We start from the raw sequence: 23,352 nt of genomic DNA, 5'->3' as shown, positions 1-23,352 counted from the left end.
AGACGTGGGAATTTCATGTTAGACGTTATATTAAGAAAGCAGGTGTGCTTCATGGAAATGATTCTTTTGGCACTCTTACCGGCACTCATGTGGGGAAGTATTCCACTCATCGTGTCGAAAGTGGGAGGAAAACCGATTCAGCAGTTAATCGGCACGACCATTGGAGCGATGATCATGGCGGTCGTGATTGTCCTCGTATTCCGACCGGAGTTCACGACACTCGCCATCGTGACCGGATTTATCTCAGGGGCGTTCTGGGCGCTCGGTCAATATTTGCAGTTCCAATCGTTCCAAATCCTAAGCGTCTCCAAAGCGATGCCAATTAGTACGGGAATGCAGCTCGTCGGGACGTCTCTCTTTGGGGTCATCGTTCTCGGGGACTGGCAGACGACAACAGAGCTATGGTTAGGGTTCTCAGCGCTCGTCTTGATTATCATCGGGGCGACCATGACTTCGTATCAACAGAAAAAAGACAAAGATAGCGCCGGTGCGTTGAAAAAGGGGTTACTCGTCTTATTCGTTTCAAGTATCGGTTACGTCACGTATGCGGTCTTGACGAACTACTTTGAAGTAGAAGGCATCACCGCGATTCTTCCACAATCGGTCGGAATGTTCATCGCAGCACTTCTCTTCAGTATCCGTGAGAAGGACGTGAAGAAAATCGATCCACGTACGTTCAAGAATATTTTAGCCGGGATTGCCTGGGGAATCGGGAACTTCGGTCTCTTCGTCTCGAGCGGAGAAGTCGGGATTGCGACTTCATTCGCTTTATCTCAATTGAACGTCGTCGTGGCGACACTCGGTGGGATCTATCTCTTAAAAGAGGAGAAGACGACAAAGGAACGCGTCTATGTCTTTATGGGGATTGGCTTGATTGTCGTTGCCGGATTTATGCTTGGGATTGCCAAGAGCTAAATTTCGATTATGAAATGATAAGAACCTTGAATGCGCACTCGTGCTAGCGTGCCATTCAGGTTTTTTTTGATTACCGATATTAAGGGAGAGCAGGAGATGATGTGACCGATAGGGAAGTAATCTCATGTTGCGTTCGTCATATAGGAGGGGCAGCGCATTCGTGATTGATTAGAAAAATGTAGAATAAAGGGGAAACGAATCATGGAATCAAATGTAGTGACGATATCAGCGCTCGTCGATGCACTAATCGACACAGTCTGGAAACTGTGGACAGACCCTGACCATATCAAACAATGGAATCATGCGTCTGACGATTGGCATACGACCGAAGCGGAAAACGACTTACGGATTGGCGGCAAATTTCGAAGTCGGATGGAAGCAAAAGATCAAAGCATGGGCTTTGATTTTGAAGGAGTGTATGAAGAAGTTAAAGTAAATGAGCTCATTCAGTATCGTCTTGACGATGAACGGAGAGTTAGAATTTCATTTGCTTCAGAAGGTGATCAGACAAAGATCGTCGAGGTGTTTGATGCAGAATCGATGAATTCGGTTGAAATGCAACGACAGGGATGGCAGGCCATTCTAGACAATTTTACTCGATATGCGAATGGGAACAGTGTATAAAAGATAAACGTAGGCTTTGAACAGCAGGTTCCTTTTCCATTAAAAAGGATGAAAAACGTACGTTTTTTCTTTTGAAGGACTGTTGCTTCTCGTTGCTTAAGCCTAGGTCTTAAGTAAATGGTTAAATAACTACGAAAGGACAACAGGATGTTGGGTTTTTGCGGGACGAAAACTTTTTGTCAGGATAGGTGTTGAACGCCTCTCTTTATTTTGGTAAAAGGTCCTAGTTTCATGTTTTTTCTCAATTTTGGCACAGTCATGCGTGGAGAGTTGGTACTTTGGATTAAAATAGATATCCTACGTGAGAGATATCTCATTAGTGACTTGATGTTCGTATGTAACTAAGGACACGTCGCCCTTCCACCGACTAAGGTTTTCGAAAAAACATCAAGAAGGTACTGTGGCTGGACAATTATATCGATCCTCGAGTTGCTTCTCTCTTATAGAAAGCGGGAAGCATAAAGATAGCATCAAGAAGAAAGAACATGGTTTGCAACATGAAATAAAAATAGAGAAAAATTATTCGTTTCGAGACAGCGTTCCAACACTCAAAATACTTGGTTTTATATAAAGTTCCCAAAATGAAGAGATCTTTTTAATTATAGAGGATGTCTTTTATACAATTATCATTGTTTTAATTTTCATGTATAAATCATTCCTCAACCCGTCTTTCAATACCATTGTCACGCATATTGGAATTAAGCTAGTGGTATTGGAAAACTGGTACTTTTCGCTTCTTGTATTGATACTTGATTGATGCCAATGATACCTATTCTCAAAATTCTGCTTACTGTCCAGGTTGACGCTGCAACCTCTGCTTTTACCTAATGAGAGGCTGAAATCTTTATTTTACTCATTCAGGTCCATTTTCACTATAATTGATATCACTGATGATATTTGTTTCCCGTTATCCGGACAAACTTCCAATATTGCCTTCAATCAATTTACGGCCGGAGAATAGATATGCTATTCGATTAAATTACATTTCCTTTCCTTCAGCTTTTACAGGCTTGTCGAAGTTCCCTCACTGTTCTATTCGTAGTTTCGATTTTATGAGTATAAAGTCGAAATCGTGTATCATATATTAATTTTTTTAGTGACCTTCTTTAATGATTTTGTTTAAGAATTGTTCGAAGCTCTTCCATCGTATAAGGTGGTGATTTTCGATGGAGCATCGCATGGCAGTTAGGACAGACCTGTGTCAAGTCGTGAATCGGATCGACTACATACTCTTCTTTGATGGTATGTATTTCTTTTAGGTGATGTACATGAATGAACCTATCACCAAGCTCTCCATATACATCGGCAAAATTAAAGCCACAAACTGAACAATCATACCCGTGTTTAGCTAGACATGCTTGTCGAGCTTTACTGTTTCACTCATATGCATTAACGATCACTTGTTTTGCGCTTCCTTCGACGTAAACCGTCTCTGAGTTTAGTTCTTCTGTGATTTTAATGTCCGGCCATTCTAAAGAATTAAGCTCATCTCCTATATTCCACTTCTCACAAATCACTCGAAAAGTCGCAGAATTTAAGGGCATCGATGAGGCTTGGAATCCATTCATCAAATACGTATCCTCTTTGCAAGGTTCAAGTTCCCAATCATCCAACCGAATCGGATTTTCATAATTCGAGTAAACATAACGAATTGGAACATGATATCGCTTCTTATCTTCCTCTTCATAGTAATAGGGATCATGTGCGTTTCTATATTCGGGTAATCCTGTCACTTGTACGATTGCATATATACCTCGTGACATTCGTTCAAGTCCATTCAACTGTTCTCTTGAACGGGTATCATTCCCAACCCGAATGACACCGAACTGTCCAATTTCGAACCAGTCCTTTTGCCAGGCCGTAATAGAGAAACTGTCATTAGTCTTACCTGAGAGTAGAAACTGATCCATCGCCCATTTATTCGGATTACAAAAAAACGTCCAACATCCTGTCGGTAAGACCTTCTCTTGTTTGATTCGACCTTCTTCTTTCCATACTCGTAGTTTTTCGAGTCGGACCGATTCGTCGGTCGTGAAATTATAGCGATCTCCATTCCATGTCCAGGTCTCTCCGAGATACATTCCGTTCTCAATAATGGTATACGGTCTAGATTTCAATTCTGCATAGTCTTTCAACCAAAGCGCCGCTGCCTGTAAATGTGGAAGTTCTTTCAATTCTTGATAGTTTTTAAAAATTACAACCGGCTTATCACGACGATTTGTTGCAATGGGACGTCTCAACATAAATACGTTCCTCCTAAAAAAATTTGAATAATCTGATACAAAAAAGTGTAAACCTGAAAAAAATAAGGTTTCATTACATTTAAAGGATTAAAATAAGTTATAAACTGGATAATTTTACAACATAATATGACTGGAGAGATATATGTTGATCAAAAAGAAAATGATGAAAATGGGGCTAGTAACTCTATTTATCGGGGCATTTTTAGTTATGCCACATAGTGAAGTATCTGCAGCTTCGAGTATCAAAGTTCATTACATCGACATCGGTCAGGGAGACGCCATCTACATCAAGATGCCGAACGGTGAGGACATCATCATCGACGGAGGAAACAAAGGAAAGAGCGATGCCCTCGTCGCGTATCTAAAATTAATTAAATGATATCGAGGTACTGATTTCGACACTGTGAACGCTAAAATAAAATTGACAGTTTTTGCTCGATACGATTTTACACTATTGCCGAAAAATCAGAACAGAACTCCGATAGAGTAGTTGAGGCTATTTTATCTGGAGGGAATGGATTTGGAGGAAAAGTTAGTGCTACACATCAAGATTCATCAAATGTATCAGCAAAACATGAAAGTGGCTCAAATCGCCACAGCACTGAAGGTATCGAGACCGACGGTATATAAGTACCTGAAGATGACATATGAAGATGCCCTACATGAATTTGACGAGAAAGCCTGCTCACGAAAGAAGAAGCTCGATGCCTACCAAGACTGGATCATTGCATGGTTGGAAGAGTATCCGCATTTGAGTAGCGCACAAGTACATGACTGGTTACTTGAAAGATATCCCGACCTGTCGGGTCGGATCGAGCACGGTCAGGACATACGTGAAGGAAATACGAGAAATCTATCAGATTGAAAAGAAAAGGATTGTCCGCCATTACGAGGCCATCCCAGAACAACCAATGGGCAAGCAAATACAGGTGGACTGGGGTGAGACCATACAACGGACTAAAGATGGAAAAATGATAAAGCTTTATTTCATTGCGTTCGTACTTGCGCACTCTCGGATGAAGTATGTCGAATGGAGAGAACGCCCGTTCACCACCAAGGACACTATTCACTGCCACGAAAATGCATTCCAATTCTATGGTGGGCGTCCTTCTGAAATCGTCTATGACCAGGATCACCTCATCGCAGTCAATGAGAACGCAGGTGACGTCCTATTGACCAATGAGTTTCAAGCCTACGTGAACGAACGAAAGTTTAGAATCCACTTATGTCGTCGGGCCGACCCGGAGTCAAAGGGTATGATCGAGAACGTCGTGAAGTACATCAAACGGAACTTCGCGGACAGCCGAGTGTACCGGCATATCGAGGATTGGAACGACCGTTCCACGAGATGGTTGGAGAGGACAGGAAATCATAACGTCCATCAGACAACGAAAAAAAGACCAGCTGAAGTGTTCTCCGTCGAAAAACAACACTTACAACCGGTCTTATCGCTACTCTCTTTCGAAAGTATCCATACCGAAAGTATAGCAAGGAACGTCAGCAAGGACAACACAATCCGTTATCGCTCAAATCGTTACACCGTCCCAATCGAGACCTATTCATCGGTCAAGAAGAAGGTGGTGTTCCTCGAAGTGACCGAACAGGAACGGTTATTGATTCGCGAATCTCCCGAGGGAGAAGTGATCGCAGACCACCGGGTCAGCAAAGAGAGCGGAAAACTGATTCAAAGCCGTGACCACCTTCGGGATCGTTCCAAAGGAATCGAAGAACTGAAGCAACAGGTCCTCACCTATTTCGAGGACAGAGAGGCGGCGTCCGATTATCTGGGTGAGCTCTCAAAGCGCTACCCGAGATACCGACGTGACCAGTTCAACATCATCAGGGACGTCGCGACCATGTATCCCAATCACTTAACGACCGCACTGGAAAAGTGTTCGCAAGAGAGTCTGTTCAGCGCCAACGATTTCCGAGACGTGGTCCACTATCTTGCGATTCTCTCGGACGATGGGTGTGATCTAAAACCCGATACCGAACGTCCGAAGAAATCCGGGATACAGGTCGCAACGAGGTCACTCCAAGCCTACACCGACATCCTGAAAGGGGTGGCGACAAAATGAGTCAAAGCGTTTCCGAGTTACAATTGGATTTTCGGCAGCTTCGTCTCGCCGAGACGGCTGACGCCCTCCCACAGATTTTGAGAGAGGCCGAAATGGCCTCCTGGACGTATATCGAATTTCTAAGTGCCATCACGAACCATGAACGCGCCAAACGAGACGCTAAAAGTTTAGAGAGACGAATGAAGTGGGCCCGATTCCCGTTCATCAAATCCCTCTCGGAGTTCAATTTAGAGGAACAGACCGCACTAACCGCCCGACAGCTGAAGCAGTTGAAACAACTCAACTGGCTTGAACAACAGTACAACCTGATTCTCTTAGGTCCTCCGGGCGTCGGAAAGACGTTTTTGGCTGTGGGGCTGGGAATCGAGGCGGTCAACCACGGGTTCAAGGTATACTTTGTCACGATGGGTGAACTCGTCCAACTATTAAAAAGTGAAGAGTTTTCAAGCAAGTCGAAGATCCAGTTAAAAAGGTTGCGAGATTCGGACCTGGTCATCATCGATGACCTGATGTATATGGCGATGGACCAACGAGAAGCCAATCTCTTCTTCCATCTCGTCAACCACCTTTATGAGCGCAGCTCGATCATCCTGACCTCGAATAAAAGCCCCGATCAATGGGGCGAATTGATCGGGGACCAAGGCATCACGACTGCGATACTGGATCGCTTACTCCATCGCGTCGAAATCATACATAGTGATGACGACAGTCATCGGATGAGGAACCGGAAATCATTGTTTTCGGCAGAAGTGTAAAAGGCAAACGAGCAAAAAGTGTCAAAATCAACTTGACGTCTACATATATCTATATGGGACATGGGTGGTGGGGAATGGAGACGTCAGTTTTGTGGTCTCAGAGCTCTCCAAGGGTGTATTCGAATATGAAGTGATGCATGTCCATTGGCTCATCAAGTATCGGTTCGAGGATTGGGGCGTGTCTGAAGACGGGGCATGGGAGAAGGAATGGTGATCCGGGCTCATGCGTGAGCGTCTAACGCCTCGTGGCGAAGTCGCTCATCGCACCGCTGCCTCCCCGACGGCCCGATAACAAGAGCTGCTGGCTCACAAGCCGCATCTCTATGTTCCTGGGCCTTTCTGACGGGAGGCAAGGAGCGTAAGGGCCATGTCACAATCAAGAACATTAGCGTGGGTGATTCGCAATGAATGTTTTTTTATACTAAGCGTCGATGATAGTATACGCCCCATAAAATTAAATTTATGGGGCGTACTTTTATATATTCTATACTTGATTAAATGGATACGATTTCTTCACTTGTCGCTTTGTCAATCAGTATTTTAGTGAGCATCTCCCAAGCCGCATTACGTCGTCTAGTCAACCGATCTTGTTCGCCGTAGAGCATCTCGACAAAAAGACCATCCAGAAGCGTCAAGAACCCTAGTGAAGCTGAAGGTGGTGTAATTCCCGGTTTTAAATCTTTTTGGAACTTTTCAAAGATTTGTGTAAACAGATATTCCTGATTTGAGACATATTCGTTTGTTCCGACTTTTATGAGACTTTCAAGCTCTAGCGGTGGAAAGAATGATGTTCTCATGAAAAAACTCGCATTGTCATTCTCATAATATCTTTTTAGATAGTCGTCTATGAATGTCTCGAGGATTGTTGATAGTGTATCGAACTCCTTCTGTTGAATGAACTCCGTCATATATTCCACTTCTCGATCAACCGCAACGCGAAATGTTTGGAGGAATAAATCTTCCTTACTCTTAAAATGAGCATAAATCGATTGCTTTTTAATCCCTACCTCTTCCGCGATCATTGCCAATGATGCACCCTCGTAACCATACAGAGCAAATTGTTTGAGGGCAACTTCTTTTAATCTCTCGGCTCCCATCATACCTCTCCTTTTCTTAAATGGTATACGTGAAGTAATTGAATTGCCACCTCACTGAATATTTATAGTCTATCATTGTGCATCAATCTGTCATTAAACATTCTGTTCGCTCACCGAAAAATCGCTTCAATAGTGGTGGGGTAACGATTGTCGAAACAATGATGACCAGAACAATCGCAGTGAAATACTCAATAGGAATCAACCGAGTCTCTAGTCCGATTGAGACCAAGATGAGTGCGACTTCACCACGTGAAACCATCCCGGCACCTATCCCCATTGCCGATTGTCGATTAAAACCAGTCAAGCGTGCCCCAATCCCAGCTCCCAAAAATTTAGATGCGACGGCAAGGAGTGAAAACAGGACAACGAATCCAATTTGTTCGTTAATACCGTTGAAAGTGACACTGAGCCCAATACTCACAAAGAAGAATGGGACAAAGATGCCGTTCGCGATTGCTTCCACTTTATGTTCGATATCCTGCTTATAGGCTGTACGAGAAATCGTAACCCCGGCAAAGAAAGAACCGATGATTCCTGCCACACCTAAATACTCAGCGATATATGCGAATGAAAAACAAACGATTAATGCACTGCTCAGCACTGCTTCAGTGACTCTGAATTTAGAGAAAATCTTCATAAACGGAGAAACCAGTCTCTTTGACATAAGTGCAATGATGACGAAGAACATAATCTTCTTCATGAACAACATCGACAAACTAGTCTCGGATGAACTTGTGAATATGCTGACAGCAATCGCAATCAGTATGACGACTACAACGTCATCGATGATTGCCGCTCCCATCAGTGTAGATCCTTCTCGACTTTTTAGCCAGCCAATTTCTCTGAGTGTTTGAACAGAAATGCTGACCGACGTAGCAGAGAGCAACAACCCTAAAAAAACTGTTTCTTCAAAAGTGAAGTCAAAAAACGAGGCACCTATATATGTGAATAGAATAGGGAACACAATTCCGCCGATTGCTACAAAAGTGGCGGATACTTTATTCTCATTCAACACCTTCATGTTCATCTCGAGCCCTGCTAGGAACATCAAGAGTAAAACCCCTATCTCACTAAATGCCTTCAATGCCTCCCCATCTTGAACCCATCCTAATAGTGCTGGTCCTAAAAGAATTCCAACTAAAATTTTACCGAGAACTGATGGTTGACCAAATCGTACGCTAAGCTGCCCTGCGATTTTAATTGATAGAATCACTAGAACCAATTGTAACAAGAACATGATATTTCTCCCTTTACATACGTCATTCAATGATATTTTCATATGCGTGCATATTATTATGAACGATAGAAGATGATAGTATTTTTGTTAGCTAATAAGTTTGAGTCCGATTGCCGCGGTTAACACCATGCTCATAAATACGAGCCGCTTCCAGTTGTTTGATTCCCCGAAGAAAAGTATTCCGACAACCCCTGATCCAACTGTCCCAATCCCTGTCCAAATCGCATAGGCTGTACCCATCGGTAGATCCTGCATGGCCATGCTCAACAATGCGAAACTCCCACCAAGACCTAGGATGAGGACGAGAAAAGACTTTGCTGATTTTTTCTTTAATATCATGTTGATACCTGTGACACCTACCACTTCAAACAATCCTGAGAATAACAGAAAAATCCATGCCATTAGTTTCGCGCCCCTTCTTTAGATGAAGTACCAGTTACGAGTTTCAATCCGATTACCCCAGACAGCAAGACAAGAATTAATAGTATCTTTGTCATTTGAATCGGATATCCGAATACCAACATTTCCATCAATACAGTTCCAGTGGTTCCTAAGCCAACGAAAACAGCATAGGCTGTTCCGACGGGGATTTTCGACGTTGAGATGATTAAGAACGAAAAAGATAGGACAATCGCGATGGCTGTGAGCCCCCACGTCGTCATACTATCTGCATGTTTTAGTCCAATAACCCAACCTACTTCTAAAATTGCACCTACAATTACTAATATCCAGCCTTTATTCATTTCGAATCCTACTCCTTTTTATACAAATACGAGCATTGTAACTAACAACTACAGAAAATGAGACGAACAAACTAAAGCTTACGAACGTTCGTAAGTTCATTGAACCTCATTTTTTTAATTTGGTCAAGTGATAATTGTCTTTAATCCATTAAAATTTTTCGCGCTCTATTTATTTCACCTTATGAACGGTAACTTTTTATATTATATATATTTCATTTACTGTGTTTATTCTCACTTTTAATCCGGGAAATAAAAATGTAATAAGTATGTTTATGAGATGATGCGCGAATTGGAGAAATGAACGGAGGACAAACATGGATACAATGAGAACCAATACATCTGGTCTGATTATTGGGTCACTGTTATTGCTCATAGGGTTTCTTTTAGTCAATTTTTTTGACGCGGCATGGTCTGCACTTTTCATTGGAGGGGCTTTTGCTTGGATCATAGTATTTAGACAAGATTATAAACGAGTGTTTTCTTTTCCGAAAAAGATTTGGCTAATTCTTTTAGGAGTAATTATTTACTTTGTATATAGTATCATCGTTTCATTTTCTGTAACTTTATTAGGATTTGATTGGGCTGCAAATCCGGCAGTAGGCCAATTAAATCAAATCATTTGGATTTTACCTTTTATGTTATTCGGAGAGGAGTTCTTAGGGATTGGTATTTTAGAAGGTGCGAGAAGTAAAGGAGTTTCTACTTTAATGAGTTCACTCTTGAGTGCTGTTATATTCGCACTGTTACATGTGTTTGCCTATTGGGATGGCTCCCTGTTTTCTACACTATTACACGTGTTGCTTTTACAAGGGTTTGCGAGACTTCTTCTCAACTATGTATATTTAAAGACAGGAAGAAGCATTTGGGGATCATGGATTACACACTTGATAATTGACCTCATAGCTCTATCTGCAGTTGTGTAATAATTAGACACATTTATAGATTTATTAAAGCTTTAGTGATGAACCACTAAAGCTTTTAATAAATCGCCTTATTTCCCGTGTGTTGATCTATGAGCGTCTAATCAAGAGCGTATATCTAATGGCACATGGGTGGTGGCGGATAGAGACGTCAGTTTCGTCGTTTCAGAGCTATCGAAGGCTGTATTCGAGTATGAGGTGATGCATGTCCATTGGCTCATCAAGTATCGGTTCGAGGATTGGGAAGTCTCTGAGGACGGGGCCTGGGAGAAGGAATGGTGATCCGGGCTCATGCGTGAGCGTCTAACGCCTCGTGGCGAAGTCGCTCATCGCACCGCTGCCTCCCTGACGACCCGATAACAAGAGCTGCTGGCTCACAAGCCGCATCTCTATGTTCGTTGACCTTTCTGACGGGAGGCACGGGGTGTAAGAGAAAAGTCAAAAATAAGGATGTGGGCCGTCTGCTTACGTCCTTATTGAAATTAAGAGCGAAAAGTGTAAATTGAACATAGTGAGTTACACTAAATATAGTCAACGTATGATCCAGTATCAACATATCCATAAACTCGAATAACATCCTCAAAAACCTTTTCAGGAACATGAATTTTTTGAAGGATATCTAAAAGGTTCTTTCGGAGTTCCTCGGTATCTGCCTTGATTTCTAACCATTCAATGTATTTGTAGTCCCCAAGTCTGAAATGATAATACCACTCAGCATCCCACATTGTAATATAGCCGGTTTCAATATCTTTTGTCCGCCATTGGAAGTGATTAGGAGTATTGCATATTGCTTCTCTAATTTCTTCCCACTTTGTATTATTCATCACTGGATGGGAGTAATAAGAGTTCATTTTAATCATTCTCCTCTTTTTTCAACTTGCGTTGTCTAATACGCCACATAATCGACGTTATAAACGCCGCCCATCCACCGAGTACAAGGATATAAATTGCCAAGAAAAACACAAATTCTCCATAGTCTTCGAGCTTTTCAAATGGATTTTGAATGATTGTCGGTTCGGATAGTATGCCCACCATCATCAATGGAATGAAGAAAAGAAAGAAACGTTTCCAAAAGTAGTGTTTGTATGGTTGTGAGAATGACTGCTCCATAATCGTACCTCCTCAATTGAATTACACTTATTTACATATATGATAGCATGTTCTCATTTGAGGTTGGATGAAGAATCATTGTTTTTTTCAGCTGATTTCAAATAAAAAGAGGGTGGCCGATTCATTCAGCCACCCTTCAGTCTGTTTATTCACTTGATTCAGTCAATTCACCCGTCCCGAACGTCGCACTAAAAGCACGGCACCAGATCACTACGGTGCTATATTCTGACAGATCGACATCTGCCGGAACTAAATAGTTTTGGTTTCCTGTATTCCCTTTAAGTGCTCCAAGTCGAATCCCTTCGGACGTCTCTTGTCCTGGCTTCGTCAAATAGACAAATAAATCAGGTCCGTTCGTCGTTTCAAACTCTTCAAATCGGAGATACGTCCCGTCTTCTGCCTCGACGGAGCGAATCGTGCCCGTCGTTTCATAATTTTTCTCCCCGTCCATGAACACACCCGCTACTTCGGTTTGACTCGGTTGTGCTTCCGGTGTCTCGGTTGTCTCTTCCTCTGTCTCTTCTTCTGAAGCAGGCGTCTCAACTGCTGTCGGTGGTAATCCTTCATCGACTGTCTCTGTCAAGAAAAGCGGTGAGATGAGCCACCAGGCAACGGCGATTACGGCTACGCCGATCACACCGATGATGAGTTTCGTACTAGTTTTCATGTATGAGTCCTCCTTTTCGGATGTATGAACCATTAATAGCCTTTTCCCGATTATTGGGCTTATAAAAAGACGCAAATGCTAAAATTCGCGTCTAATGACCGTTATACGGTTTCGGTCCAGTTCTCTTCGATGAACGTGTCCCGTCCTGAGATGGCCCGGTCTTCTTTATAGTGTTTCGGGTTCTTTTTATGGTAATCCTGGTGATACTCTTCCGCTTCGAAGAATGTCGTCGCCGGAGTGATTTTTGTGACAATCGGTGCCGTGAAGCGACCACTTGCCGCCAATACGTCTCGACTCGCTTCAGCCCCGATTCGTTGTTCCTCCGTGTGATAAAAGATGGCTGGGGCATACTGAGGCCCGCGGTCTTGGAATTGACCACCGTCGTCGGTCGGGTCGGTTTGAATCCAATATAGTTCGAGGAGACGCTCATATGAGAACAAAGATGGATCATATGTGATCTGAACGACTTCTAAATGACCAGTCGTTCCCGTTTTGACTTCTTCATACGTAGGATTGTCGATATGTCCGCCCATATAGCCAGATACGATTCCTTCAATCCCTGGTAATTCTTCAAATGGTGTCACCATGCACCAAAAACAGCCACCTGCGAATGTTGCTTTTTCCATACTGTCGTTCCCTCCAAATCGTATTTCAACAAAAAAACGCTCACGTCGGATGACATGAGCGCTCTCGTCATATCGTCCAAGGTTTCCCTTGCTGGTCGTAGCACCTTGCCTGTGGCAGGTTGCTGTGAAGTCATGGAGCCAGATCTCTCGTTCACTCTTGATATCGATATGTAGTTGGTGAGAGCATCATACCACCCTCAAAATACTTTCGTCAATGATTCGGTTTTCGCTTTAACTGAAAAATCGTCAAGACGATGATGAATCCGATCAACCCGATCGAAATGAACGGACCATACGGCACATTTTCTCCGTATAACTGCAAGAAAAATAGACCGAACACAGCGAGTAGCACGAATATGTAGGAGCGTGTCATAGGAACCTCCTGTTTTTTCTTAAGTGTAACAAGAACACATCGACTTGGCGATACGAAAAGGAAATCAGGCATAGAGCACGAATAAAGTGGGAGAGATAAAGGAGGAATGTAGGATGGAAGAAATCCAATTACATGAACTGACGATTGAACGTGCACATCGTGGGTATAAAGAAGGACAATTCACGGCACGAGACATAACTGCGTATTATCTTAGAAGGATTGCTGCATATAATGAGCGACTTCATGCCGTCATCCAGGTAAATCCGGACGCCCTGTTCGAGGCAGAGGCGGCAGACCGGGCCTATAAAAAAGGAGTACGCAAACCGCTCCTCGGCATCCCCGTCTTAATTAAGGACAATATCGAGACAGCCGGTCTGATGCGTACGACAGCAGGTGCCGCCGCCATGCGACATCATTTTGCAGGTCGAGATGCCGAGCTCGTGAAACGATTACGGGATGACGGGGCCATCATTCTTGGAAAAGCGAACCTGTCCGAGTGGGCGAACTTTTTAACGGAAGATATGCCGAACGGTTGGAGTGCTGTTGGCGGACAAACGAAGAACCCTTATGGCGACCAATTAGATGTCGGGGGATCGAGTTCTGGATCGGCTTCGGCGGTTGCGGCGAACTTGACACTACTTGCCGTTGGATCTGAGACGAGCGGCTCGATTGTACACCCGAGTGTGCATAATAGTATCGTCGGAATCAAGCCGACCGTCGGCTTGATCAGTCGTTCAGGAATCATTCCGATCTCACGTTCTCAGGATACGGCTGGACCGATGGCGCGTACCCTTCGTGATGCGGTCGTTGCGTTACAGACAATGTGTGGTGAAGATTCGGCTGATCCTGCGACATGGGAAACTCCAGTCGGACCGCCTTATGTGACATGTCTCGATGTCCGTCAAGCGGTCGGGATGCGTGTCGGATTTATCAAGCCAAATATTTCAGACGAAGAAGTCGGTTTGTATGAACAGGCACTTCGATTGCTGCGTCAAGCCGAGGTTGAACTCGTCGAGATCACGTTACCAAAGCATACAGCATTAGAACAGGCAGATATTTTGTTTGATGAATTCAAGCTTGGGATTGAGGCGTATCTTGCGAACACAACTGTTCCATTTAAGACGCTTTCAGACTTAATTGAATGGAACGCGGACCACCCCGAATCGATTCCGCACGGGCAGACCATCTTTGAACAGTCAGATGCACGTTCAGGGCGTCTTGTCGAAGCTAGTTATCTCGACCGTCGGATTGATGATGTTCATCTCGCAAAAGTGGACGGAATGGATGAGCTATTAAAAGGGCAAAAACTGGACGCAATCGTCCTGCCACATGACATGAACTATGACATGGCTGCGAAAGCAGGACACCCGACAATCACGGTCCCTTATAAACGAAAAGAGAGCGGGGCCCCGTTCGGTCTATCGTTCACGGGAACGAGCTTTGCGGAAAGAGATTTGATTCGTGTCGCTTATGCGTTCGAACAGTTCATCACACGACCGACGCCTCCAGATTATTCGTAAGTTGCACCCGTCTCTGACGTCCGCTACAATGGTACGTATGCGGATTAGAGAAAGGACAGGTTAGAATGAAATCATCTATATACGGGTTGACGTTCGATCAGCTCACAAACGAGTGCACGGAAGCAGGATACGGTGCCTTCCACGCACGTCAAGTCTGGGACTCGCTCTACATCGATCGAGTCAAATCGATGGACGCGCTGAACGTCCGTGACGAAGTACGCGATTACTTAACTGAGAAATACGTCATCTCGACACAAGAACTGTTCGTCAAACAAGAAGCGGGCGATGGGACGGTCAAATTTTTACTTAAATTGCATGATGGTCACTATATCGAGACGGTGCTCATGCGTCATAAATATGGTCGCTCGGTCTGTGTGACGACACAGGTCGGTTGTAACATCGGCTGCAGCTTCTGTGCGAGCGGCTTGTTGAAAAAGACACGTGATTTGACGGCTGGTGAGGTCGTCGAGCAAATCATGACTGTCCAACATTTCCTCGATGGAGAAGGAGAAGGGGACCGCGTCAGTCATATCGTCGTTATGGGAATCGGTGAACCGTTCGATAACTTCGATAACTTGGTCGACTTCTTGCGCGTCGTCAAAGATGAGCGTGGTCTTGCAATCGCTCCACGTAAAATCAACGTGTCGACGAGTGGTCTTGCGGACAAGATTTATAAGTTTGCTGACCTCGATTTACGCATCAACTTGGCGCTCTCTCTGCATGCGCCAAACGATGAATTACGCACACGTATCATGAAAATCAACCGGGCGTTCCCGCTTGATAAACTCATGCCGTCGATTCGCTATTACGTCGAGAAGACGAATAAGCGGATCACATTCGAGTATATCTTGCTCTCGAAAGTGAACGATTTACCGGAACATGCGGAAGAACTCGCGGACTTGATTGAAGACATCAAGGACAAGTCTTACATCAACTTGATTCCATATAATCCTGTCAACGAGCATATCCAATATGAGCGAAGCACACCGGAAGATATCATGGCGTTTTATGATATCTTGAAAAAGCGTGGTGTCAACACAGGTGTCCGTCTCGAACATGGGACAGATATCGATGCAGCTTGCGGTCAGCTCCGCAGTAAGCATATGAACGTCGAAGGCGCGAAGTAATCAAATGGCCTCTCCGAATTTTCGGGGAGGCCATTCGCTTATCGTTTTTGTCCGACATATTGAATCACAGCTGATTCGCCGTGATGCAGTGTTCCTTCTTCTCGCCAAACGACCATCTCGTGCAAAAGAATAGGTATGAAATCGTCCTCTAGTTGGTGGAACATCTCTTCGGTGTACAGAAGTGAGACGTCTTTTGGTCCGCCTGTCCCGTAAGCGAGTTGATTTGTAGAGTACACTTCAGTCAGAAATACGCCACCAGGTCGTAGTGTTTTTTGAATACCGGCGAGCACCTTTTCTCTGACTTGTGGTGGAAAGTGGCCGAAGATACAGATGACTAGGTCATACGTATCTTGCGACCAGACCGCTTCATTCAAGTCAATCTGTTTCGTCTGAAGGGAGACGTTTCGTGAAGTCGCCAAGCGCTTCGCTTTTTCGAGTCCCACTTTCGAAGTGTCCCACATCTCGACGTCGAAGCCGAGCGTGGCGAGCCAGACTGCGTTTCGACCTTCCCCCTCAGCGATGGCCAATACACGTTTTCCTTCGATCTGATGAGAGGTGATCCATTCTTGTAAAAACTCGTTCGGCTCTGTCCCATACACATAATCCTCCGAGCTAAATCGTTCATCCCATTTAGACAAGACATTCACTTCCTCTCTACTTTTCTTTCACTATAGCAAATCGAACCAGTGACGGTGAAAATCCATCACGATTTTCCGAATTCATGCATAGTCCAGATGGGAGAAGGGAATAGATTTCTGAACTAATGGATAGAGTGGAGGCTAAGTAATGGAGAGAGTAGATGCGTCGTTATGGATTCGGGTACGAAATACGCTTGGTGAAGGTCCTTGTTGGGATGCTGAGTTAAAGCGTTTTTATTGGGTAGATATCGAGGGTCATACGTTATGGTGGTATGACGAGCGAGAAGACGAGATTTCTTCATTCGAGGTCGGAAAACAGGTCGGTTTTGTCATACCAAAAGTTACGGACGGTGTCGTCCTTGGATTGAAAGATGGAATCTATGAATGGGATGAAATTAATCGAGATCTAAATAAGATTGTCGAGCTGGATGACCCTGATGGTCGATTACGTTTCAACGACGGGAAAGCCGATCCATATGGTCGTATTTTCGCAGGTACGCTCCATCTTGAGGATGAAGAAAACCAAGCGACATTGTATCGAGTCGATCGAGATGGAACGACGACATCACTCATGGATGAATTGACACTTTCGAACGGGTTGACATGGTCTCCTGACCATTCCGTTTTTTACCATATCGATACACCGACTGAAAAAATTCGGAAATATGATTTTGATTTGAAGTCAGGAACGCTCTCGAACGGAGAGGTCGTAATTGATTTTTCAGAGGAAGAGGGCTTTCCTGACGGGATGACGTCCGACTCTGAAGGCTGTCTATGGGTTGCACATTATGCTGGTGGAAGAGTGTCACGTTGGGACCCGTCGACAGGTAAAAAATTATTGGAAGTGCATGTTCCTGCACCGAATGTCACCTCATGCGCCTTTATCGGGGATGGGCTTAATCGATTAGCCATCACGACGGCTCGCGAAGGAATGGATGAGGAGGCGCTTTCCGAATATCCGGATGCGGGATCAGTATTTATCGTCGACACAGAAGTGAAAGGGATGCCATTGTATCGTTTCGGTCGCTGAGGAGGAAATACGATGGTGAAACGACTGTTGGTTCGAGCAGGTATTGGGTTGGCAGTTGCAGCAGCAGTTAAGATGGGGATTCAAAAGTTACAAGAAAACCGAGCGCGTGAAGAAGACCATTCTTACCTCGACCCGAAGTGGGATGAGGTGCCGAGCGTCGATTCAGACAAAGATGAGGACGAGGTCGGATTGACTCAACTCGACTCGATTTATCGGGCTGAATGGCAGGCGAACGCTTATCCGCGCTCGGAAGCCGAAAGAAGGGCACTTGAAGAATAAATACCCACACGTTCAAAAACACGTCGATGGACGTGTTTTTTTGTTGACAAAAAGATGTTACCATTTCATTATATAAAAAGTAATCATTACGATTTAAATGGAGGATATATTATGAAACGTATTCCAATTACAGTACTCTCGGGGTATCTTGGTAGCGGCAAGACGACGCTGCTTAACCACATCTTACATAACCGAGATCATAAGAAATATGCGGTCATCGTGAACGACATGAGTGAACTGAATATCGATGAAAAGTTGATCGAGCAGGGAGGATTCTCCCGGACCGATGAAAAGCTAGTCGAGCTCTCGAACGGATGCATCTGTTGCACGCTCCGAGAAGATTTGTTGACAGCCGTCTATGAATTAACGAAAGATCGCGAGCTCGATGGCATCATCATCGAGTCTTCTGGGGTTTCAGAGCCGATTCCCGTTGCGCAGACATTCACGTATGCCGACGACGCGCTCGGGATCGATTTGACGAGCCGTGTCTATATCGATGCGATGGTCACTGTCGTCGATGCGTACCGCTTCTTCAAAGATTTCAATTCCGGTGAATCGCTTATGGAACGCCAACAAGCCGTCGATACAGGTGACGTACGTGAAGTCGTCGACCTTCTCGTCGACCAAGTCGAGTTTGCGGACATCATCGTATTGAACAAGGCGGACAGGGTATCTGAAGAAGAACTGCAGGAGATGAAGGGCTTACTGAAAACGCTCAATCCGAGCGCAAGGTTGTTGACCTCGACCTACTCGAATGTGGTGTTAGACGACCTACTAGACGTCCAGTTGTTCGATTTTGACCAAGCGATGCGCGCTGCAGGTTGGATTCAAGAACTCGAGTCGGAAGAACATACGCCGGAAACGGAAGAGTATGGCATCAGTTCGTTCGTTTACCGTCGGCGTCGACCATTCCATCCTGAGCGTTTGATGAATTGGATGGAACATTACCCTGAAGAAATCGTTCGTGCCAAAGGTTTCTTATGGATTGCGACACGAAACGACCTCGCTTGTCTGTTTTCACAGGCTGGGTATGCATCAACGCTCGAACATGCGGGTCGTTGGTTAGCGACACTTCCGGATAGTGAACGAGAGGCTATGTTTGCAACAGAACCTGAACTGCGTGAAGACTACATCGAGCCGTACGGAGACCGACAGAACGAATTGGTCCTCATCGGTCAACGAATGGACCGGGAGACTGTCGAGCGGTCACTTGACGCTTGCTTGTTGACGGATGAGGAGATGGAAACATCGTGGGATACGCTCCATGATCCGCTCCCGGGCACAGGTCAATTCGTCACATATTCAGATTGACCGTTTACAAAAGATTAAAACATCGCTATACTGTGACTGCATAAGTAACCGCATATTAATGACTGCACTAGGGGTGCTTCGGCTGAGATGAGAGCATGGCTCCGATCCCTTATAACTCGATCCAGATAATACTGGCGTGAGGAAGTGCGGCACTTTCTCTATGCAAGTTTGTATAGATTTTGTTGCTGCATTCTCATGAATGCGGCTTTTTTTATGCAAACACATTTAGAGGGGGAAATAGAATGAATGAATCATGTGGTACGAGTCCGATTGTCGGGTTTCGATTCACACTAAGCCCGATGACAGACGATTTTGTCGGGACAATCAAAGGTGCACTAAAACGAACGGATCTGTCAGGTGTGTGGAGACATACGGATGACGTGTCGACGGTCATCCGTGGACAAGTCGAGCATGTGTTTGACGTCGCTCGAACGGTCTTGAGTCTTGCTTCGGAAGAAGGGAAGCATGTCTCAATGAGCGGAACGTTCTCTGTCGGTTGTCCAGGGGATTCGGCGGGAGATGAGGTACTCAAGGCTCCGAGCGAACCATTAAACGGTGCATCAAGAGACCAGTACGTGTCATCGCAGTTCGCACTCTATCCGATGGGTGCTGACGATTACATGGAGCTTATCTATGAGGAAATCGAACAAGCAAAACAGGCTGGTGTCTATAACGAGTCGATGCATCATGCATCAGGCATCCATGGGAACTTAGATGACGTGTTCTCATACTACGAGGCGGCCTTTAAGCGGACGCGCGAAAAGAACCGACACGTTGTCATGACGGTGACGTTCAGCGTAAATAGTCCGTCACATGGAGGGCGACATGCTTAAATCGTGGAAATTGAAAGAAGTCGTCCTTGTCTCCGTACTATCTGTTGTCTTCGCGGTCGTCTATTTATTGTTCGTTCATATCGGTAACTTGTGGGCAGGGTTGATCGGTCCCATCGCCTACGAGTGGATCTTTGGCATCTGGTTTATCGTATCGATTATCTCCGCATACATCATTCGTAAACCGGGGGCGGCATTCATCTCAGAAGTGATGGCCGCAACGATTGAGATGTTGATTGGCAATGCCATTGGGCCACGCATCATCTTGGTCGGCATCGTTCAAGGTTTAGGGGCAGAAGCCGTCTTTGCGATGACGGGCTATAGACGTTATGAGCTATGGGTACTCATGCTTGCCGGATTTGGGTCGGCTGTCACGAGTTTCGTCTATACATATTTCATGAGTGGGTTCGCGATGTTAGAGCCAGGCTATGTGGCGACGATGTTCGGGCTGAGAGCCGTCAGTGGGATGGTCATCGCTGGAATCGGTGGGAAGTTGCTCAGTGACCTATTGCTGAAGACAGGATCACTTCGCGGTTATGCGATTTCACGAAGTGGGAACGTCCATGGTTGAGACAGAGTCACTTCATTTTCGATTCCCAGAGAGTTCTGAGGCGATTCTTGAAGACGTGACCGTTTCAATCCGTCAAGGTCGTACGATTCTTAGTGGGGCGAGCGGAAGCGGGAAATCGACGCTTCTCGCGCTATTCAACCGTCTCTATCCGGAGAATTGTGACGGAATCCTTGATGGTAGACTCGAACTACTTGGACGATCATACGACGACTATGCACCTGGCGAGATCAATCAGCAGGTCGCAACGGTGTTTCAAGACCCGGATACGCAATTTGTCATGGAGCGGGTGGAAGAAGAACTGATTTTCACACTTGAGAACTTGTCGACACCTGTCTCAGACATCGAACAACGCGTGACGGAAATCCTCGAATCGTTACAGTTGAGTGATTATCGAAACCGCAAAATTGATTCGTTGTCAGGCGGACAGAAACAGCGGATCGCTGTCGCTTGCGCTTTAGTCGGAAGGCCTCAGTGGCTACTGCTCGATGAACCGTTGACGCATCTAGACCCAGTGACCGCGCAAGAATTTGTAAAATGGCTCGACAAAATGAAAGACCTGAATGTCATTGTCGTCGAGCATCGTCCTCATCTATGGGGAGATTACTTTGACTGGCATATTGAGTTAGAGCGAGGGTGTATCGTTAGGCATGAATCATTCCGTCCGGTCGAGGATTTTGCATTCGTGAAGTCGAACGCGTCACTCTCAGCTATTCAACGCTACAAGGTTAAAGAGGTCAGACGTGATTCGTTTCAGCTTAAGGAAACGTTACTTCATGTCCGGTCAGGAGAAGTGATTGCCGTTCTCGGTCCGAATGGGAGCGGGAAGTCGACATTTTTGAGAAGCTTAACAGAACACGATCATCGGGTCGGGCTCGTGCCACAATCACCAGAACATCTATTTTTTATGAACTCCGTTGAGCAAGAGTTGCAGTTTGGTCACGAAACATCAATTGAGACCGTGATATCTGACATGGAGCTTCATAATCAGAGATTCCTCCATCCGTTATCCCTTAGCCATGGTCAAAAACGGAGGCTCGCAGTTGGAATCCAGTCGCTATCGAATAAGCAATTGCTTGCATTCGATGAACCGACTGCAGGTCAGGACGAAGCGTCACTCCATGCACTCGAGGCGCTGATGAAGCGGCATGCGGAACAAGGGCAGACCATCCTGTTCGTAACCCATGACCTATCGTTCGCCAATATCGCCAATACGTTCTATTTGATGAAGGATGGGGAACTTTCGGGACCGTTCGGGGATGAACTATGGCAGAACACAGAGATGCTCCTTGATTATCGATTGCAAGGGAGGGGAGAACGATGTCACTCCATGACATGAATCCGACGGTGAAGTTTGTGACATTGACGTTCATCATGTTCGGTCTGGCACTGTTTTACAATCCTTGGACACCGCTCGTCATCATTGTCGGTACGCTACTGATTCAGCTGGTGGCAACAGACGTATCGTGGAAGAGATGGGGAATGTTCTTAATTCCATTTCTCATCACGGCGATCGGTACGTTTTGGACGACGCTCGTGTTTGGGAAAAATCTTGAGGGAGAGTCGTGGATGACCATACTCGGTCAGGACATCACAATCGAAGAGAGACGTGTCGCCGTTGCCCTCAGTCTTCGCGTTTTGGCGTTCACGGTCCTCTCCCTTCTTTTCATATTTACAACGGATTCAAAGCGATTCGTCATGAGTTTGATGCAACAGGCGAAGTTATCGCCGACAATCGCCTATAGTGCCCTGGTCGGGTTCCGTTTCATCCCTTTGTTGCAGCGTGAGCTGCAGCAACTCCAATATGCACATCAGTTGCGAGGAATTTCGCTCAACACGAAATGGGAACGCCTTCGGCACGTTCCAAAATTACTGTTGCCACTCCTTGCAGGTTCAATCCGTCGAGCCGAACGCATCGCCTTTTCGATGGAAGCAAGAGGGTTCACGAGTGGAAAACGAACGATTTATGACAAGGTTGAGGTCAAATCAAGTGATTTTGTTTGGTCAGGTGTATTACTCACGTTATTTGGAATCGCCATCTGGGCGGGCATATAAAAAAGGAAGGTGACTCACATGGAGTCATCTTCCTTTTTCGTTTCCTTCACAATCCGAAACTTTGGTTTTACCGATTCATTGTTGAACGCCTCGAGTACCGTGTTCTCGTTGGCCATACGAATCTGTTGCGGTTCGCCTTTAGCAGTCGTACCGATACAGTACATATTCGACTCGTAATCGGCAAAGAGCGATTTATAGGATGTCGCATGGTGCATCAATCGACCAGGCGAACCCCAACCGACGATGATCATCCCGCCGCTCGCCTCCACCTCTTGTAACGTCTCTTCGACATAGTGATAATTCGTCTCGTCGAGCTGCGATTCCACATATGGAAGATTATCATTGATGGCAAGTGTTGGCACGAGGCTGATGACACGCATCTCCCGAATCGGTTGCGACAAATGATTTTGCATCAACATATAAGCACGTTGCGTTGTCGTACCTGATAAAAAGGCATCGCTCATACGCGGTGAATAGATGATGACGGCACAAATCACTCCATCCTCGACATCCGTGAACTCATACGTTCGCATATAACGTTTCGTTTTGTCTTCGTTGAAAATCGATTTTACGCGGATGGTTACTTCTTCTATATGCGTATTCATT

The 23,352-nt window shown here is 45.2% G+C and carries 27 protein-coding genes, 2 pseudogenes and 2 riboswitches; of the genes and pseudogenes, 16 read left to right on the top strand and 13 right to left on the bottom strand.

Going from position 1 to position 23,352, the window contains the following annotated elements; all coding sequences use genetic code 11:
- Positions 1-51: 51 nt before the first annotated feature.
- Both KNO92_RS09060 and KNO92_RS09055 read left to right on the top strand, forming a co-directional pair.
- Positions 52-915, top strand: coding sequence for a GRP family sugar transporter (locus KNO92_RS09060; RefSeq protein ID WP_214692611.1), 864 nt, complete (start codon positions 52-54; stop codon positions 913-915).
- 201 nt (positions 916-1,116) lie between these two features.
- Positions 1,117-1,539 (top strand): SRPBCC family protein, encoded by a 423-nt coding sequence (locus KNO92_RS09055; RefSeq protein WP_214692609.1) that lies wholly within the window; start codon positions 1,117-1,119, stop codon positions 1,537-1,539.
- 1,106 nt (positions 1,540-2,645) lie between these two features.
- On the opposite strand, the pseudogene KNO92_RS14830 reads toward KNO92_RS09055, so the two are convergent.
- Together KNO92_RS14830 and KNO92_RS09050 are read right to left on the bottom strand one after the other, a co-directional pair.
- A pseudogene (locus tag KNO92_RS14830) lies at positions 2,646-2,858 on the bottom strand (HNH endonuclease); the annotation flags it as partial.
- A 57-nt stretch (positions 2,859-2,915) separates the two neighbouring features.
- Positions 2,916-3,782, bottom strand: a complete 867-nt coding sequence (locus KNO92_RS09050) for a hypothetical protein (RefSeq protein ID WP_251127092.1) — start codon at positions 3,780-3,782, stop codon at positions 2,916-2,918.
- Positions 3,783-3,927: 145 nt separating this feature from the next.
- Here KNO92_RS09050 and KNO92_RS09045 point away from each other — a divergent pair, with 145 nt between their 5' ends.
- The 4 genes and pseudogenes from KNO92_RS09045 (at position 3,928) to KNO92_RS09030 (ending at position 6,829) form a co-directional block, all read left to right on the top strand.
- The gene (locus KNO92_RS09045) at positions 3,928-4,161 is read left to right on the top strand and encodes a hypothetical protein (protein WP_483297450.1); all 234 of its coding nucleotides are present in this window, start codon (positions 3,928-3,930) and stop codon (positions 4,159-4,161) included.
- Between the two features lie 156 nt (positions 4,162-4,317).
- A pseudogene (gene istA, locus KNO92_RS09040) lies at positions 4,318-5,860 on the top strand (IS21 family transposase).
- Complete coding sequence (istB, locus tag KNO92_RS09035; protein WP_214692598.1) at positions 5,857-6,615, top strand: IS21-like element helper ATPase IstB; 759 nt, start codon at positions 5,857-5,859, stop codon at positions 6,613-6,615. The pseudogene istA and the gene istB overlap by 4 nt, the downstream one beginning before the upstream one ends.
- Positions 6,616-6,682: 67 nt before the next feature.
- Positions 6,683-6,829, top strand: a complete 147-nt coding sequence (locus KNO92_RS09030; protein WP_214692596.1) for a hypothetical protein — start codon at positions 6,683-6,685, stop codon at positions 6,827-6,829.
- A 280-nt stretch (positions 6,830-7,109) separates the two neighbouring features.
- On the opposite strand, the gene KNO92_RS09025 is transcribed toward KNO92_RS09030, so the two are convergent.
- The 4 genes from KNO92_RS09025 to KNO92_RS09010 form a co-directional block, all read right to left on the bottom strand.
- A complete protein-coding gene (locus KNO92_RS09025) occupies positions 7,110-7,712 on the bottom strand; it encodes a TetR/AcrR family transcriptional regulator (protein ID WP_214692594.1) in 603 nt (200 codons plus the stop codon).
- A gap of 82 nt (positions 7,713-7,794) precedes the next feature.
- Positions 7,795-8,949, bottom strand: a complete 1,155-nt coding sequence (locus tag KNO92_RS09020) for a cation:proton antiporter (protein ID WP_214692592.1) — start codon at positions 8,947-8,949, stop codon at positions 7,795-7,797.
- 87 nt (positions 8,950-9,036) lie between these two features.
- Positions 9,037-9,351 (bottom strand): DMT family transporter, encoded by a 315-nt coding sequence (locus KNO92_RS09015; protein ID WP_214692590.1) that lies wholly within the window; start codon positions 9,349-9,351, stop codon positions 9,037-9,039.
- Positions 9,351-9,692 (bottom strand): DMT family transporter, encoded by a 342-nt coding sequence (locus tag KNO92_RS09010; RefSeq protein ID WP_214692587.1) that lies wholly within the window; start codon positions 9,690-9,692, stop codon positions 9,351-9,353. Before KNO92_RS09010 ends, KNO92_RS09015 begins: the two co-directional genes overlap by 1 nt.
- Before the next feature lie 314 nt (positions 9,693-10,006).
- Here KNO92_RS09010 and KNO92_RS09005 point away from each other — a divergent pair, with 314 nt between their 5' ends.
- Positions 10,007-10,615, top strand: coding sequence for a CPBP family glutamic-type intramembrane protease (locus KNO92_RS09005; protein WP_214692585.1), 609 nt, complete (start codon positions 10,007-10,009; stop codon positions 10,613-10,615).
- A 518-nt stretch (positions 10,616-11,133) separates the two neighbouring features.
- On the opposite strand, the gene KNO92_RS09000 is transcribed toward KNO92_RS09005, so the two are convergent.
- The 5 genes from KNO92_RS09000 to KNO92_RS08980 form a co-directional block, all read right to left on the bottom strand.
- A complete protein-coding gene (locus KNO92_RS09000) occupies positions 11,134-11,463 on the bottom strand; it encodes a DUF6678 family protein (protein ID WP_214692583.1) in 330 nt (109 codons plus the stop codon).
- Position 11,464: 1 nt separating this feature from the next.
- Positions 11,465-11,722 carry a hypothetical protein gene (locus KNO92_RS08995; RefSeq protein WP_214692582.1) on the bottom strand — a complete coding sequence of 86 codons (258 nt, stop codon included), beginning with the start codon at positions 11,720-11,722 and terminating at the stop codon, positions 11,465-11,467.
- A gap of 145 nt (positions 11,723-11,867) precedes the next feature.
- Positions 11,868-12,389 carry a DM13 domain-containing protein gene (locus tag KNO92_RS08990; protein ID WP_214692580.1) on the bottom strand — a complete coding sequence of 174 codons (522 nt, stop codon included), beginning with the start codon at positions 12,387-12,389 and terminating at the stop codon, positions 11,868-11,870.
- A 101-nt stretch (positions 12,390-12,490) separates the two neighbouring features.
- Positions 12,491-13,015, bottom strand: a complete 525-nt coding sequence (gene msrA / locus KNO92_RS08985) for a peptide-methionine (S)-S-oxide reductase MsrA (protein ID WP_214692578.1) — start codon at positions 13,013-13,015, stop codon at positions 12,491-12,493.
- Positions 13,016-13,082: 67 nt separating this feature from the next.
- A riboswitch (SAM riboswitch) is annotated at positions 13,083-13,182 on the bottom strand.
- Between the two features lie 44 nt (positions 13,183-13,226).
- Positions 13,227-13,388 (bottom strand): hypothetical protein, encoded by a 162-nt coding sequence (locus KNO92_RS08980; protein ID WP_214692576.1) that lies wholly within the window; start codon positions 13,386-13,388, stop codon positions 13,227-13,229.
- 113 nt (positions 13,389-13,501) lie between these two features.
- Here KNO92_RS08980 and KNO92_RS08975 point away from each other — a divergent pair, with 113 nt between their 5' ends.
- Positions 13,502-14,908 (top strand): amidase family protein, encoded by a 1,407-nt coding sequence (locus tag KNO92_RS08975; protein WP_214692574.1) that lies wholly within the window; start codon positions 13,502-13,504, stop codon positions 14,906-14,908.
- Positions 14,909-14,973: 65 nt separating this feature from the next.
- Positions 14,974-16,035, top strand: coding sequence for a dual-specificity RNA methyltransferase RlmN (rlmN, locus tag KNO92_RS08970; protein WP_214692573.1), 1,062 nt, complete (start codon positions 14,974-14,976; stop codon positions 16,033-16,035).
- A gap of 38 nt (positions 16,036-16,073) precedes the next feature.
- Here the strand turns inward: rlmN and KNO92_RS08965 are convergent, their stop codons facing one another.
- Entirely contained in the window at positions 16,074-16,682 is a 609-nt protein-coding gene (locus tag KNO92_RS08965) for a class I SAM-dependent methyltransferase (RefSeq protein ID WP_353047397.1), read from the bottom strand.
- Between the two features lie 139 nt (positions 16,683-16,821).
- Here KNO92_RS08965 and KNO92_RS08960 point away from each other — a divergent pair, with 139 nt between their 5' ends.
- The 7 genes from KNO92_RS08960 (at position 16,822) to KNO92_RS08930 (ending at position 22,746) form a co-directional block, all read left to right on the top strand.
- The gene (locus KNO92_RS08960; protein ID WP_214692570.1) at positions 16,822-17,703 is read left to right on the top strand and encodes an SMP-30/gluconolactonase/LRE family protein; all 882 of its coding nucleotides are present in this window, start codon (positions 16,822-16,824) and stop codon (positions 17,701-17,703) included.
- Positions 17,704-17,715: 12 nt separating this feature from the next.
- Complete coding sequence (locus tag KNO92_RS08955) at positions 17,716-17,982, top strand: hypothetical protein (protein WP_214692568.1); 267 nt, start codon at positions 17,716-17,718, stop codon at positions 17,980-17,982.
- A gap of 111 nt (positions 17,983-18,093) precedes the next feature.
- On the top strand, positions 18,094-19,293 hold the full coding sequence (locus KNO92_RS08950; protein ID WP_214692566.1) for a GTP-binding protein: 1,200 nt from the start codon (positions 18,094-18,096) through the stop codon (positions 19,291-19,293).
- 59 nt (positions 19,294-19,352) lie between these two features.
- Positions 19,353-19,453: riboswitch (TPP riboswitch) on the top strand.
- Positions 19,454-19,535: 82 nt separating this feature from the next.
- On the top strand, positions 19,536-20,126 hold the full coding sequence (locus tag KNO92_RS08945) for a Ykof family thiamine-binding protein (RefSeq protein ID WP_214760979.1): 591 nt from the start codon (positions 19,536-19,538) through the stop codon (positions 20,124-20,126).
- On the top strand, positions 20,119-20,694 hold the full coding sequence (locus KNO92_RS08940) for an ECF transporter S component (RefSeq protein WP_074034359.1): 576 nt from the start codon (positions 20,119-20,121) through the stop codon (positions 20,692-20,694). Before KNO92_RS08945 ends, KNO92_RS08940 begins: the two co-directional genes overlap by 8 nt.
- Entirely contained in the window at positions 20,687-22,030 is a 1,344-nt protein-coding gene (locus KNO92_RS08935) for an ABC transporter ATP-binding protein (RefSeq protein WP_214692562.1), read from the top strand. Before KNO92_RS08940 ends, KNO92_RS08935 begins: the two co-directional genes overlap by 8 nt.
- Complete coding sequence (locus tag KNO92_RS08930) at positions 22,012-22,746, top strand: energy-coupling factor transporter transmembrane component T family protein (RefSeq protein ID WP_214692560.1); 735 nt, start codon at positions 22,012-22,014, stop codon at positions 22,744-22,746. The genes KNO92_RS08935 and KNO92_RS08930 overlap by 19 nt, the downstream gene beginning before the upstream one ends.
- A gap of 14 nt (positions 22,747-22,760) precedes the next feature.
- Here the strand turns inward: KNO92_RS08930 and KNO92_RS08925 are convergent, their stop codons facing one another.
- Positions 22,761-23,351, bottom strand: coding sequence for a DUF1643 domain-containing protein (locus tag KNO92_RS08925; RefSeq protein ID WP_214692558.1), 591 nt, complete (start codon positions 23,349-23,351; stop codon positions 22,761-22,763).
- Position 23,352 lies beyond the last annotated feature (1 nt).

This window comes from Exiguobacterium sp. s129, from assembly GCF_018617585.1.
Lineage (GTDB): Bacteria > Bacillota > Bacilli > Exiguobacteriales > Exiguobacteriaceae > Exiguobacterium > Exiguobacterium aestuarii_A.
The sequence above is the reverse complement of the archived record's forward strand: the minus strand, read 5'-3'. Positions and strand labels throughout refer to the sequence as shown.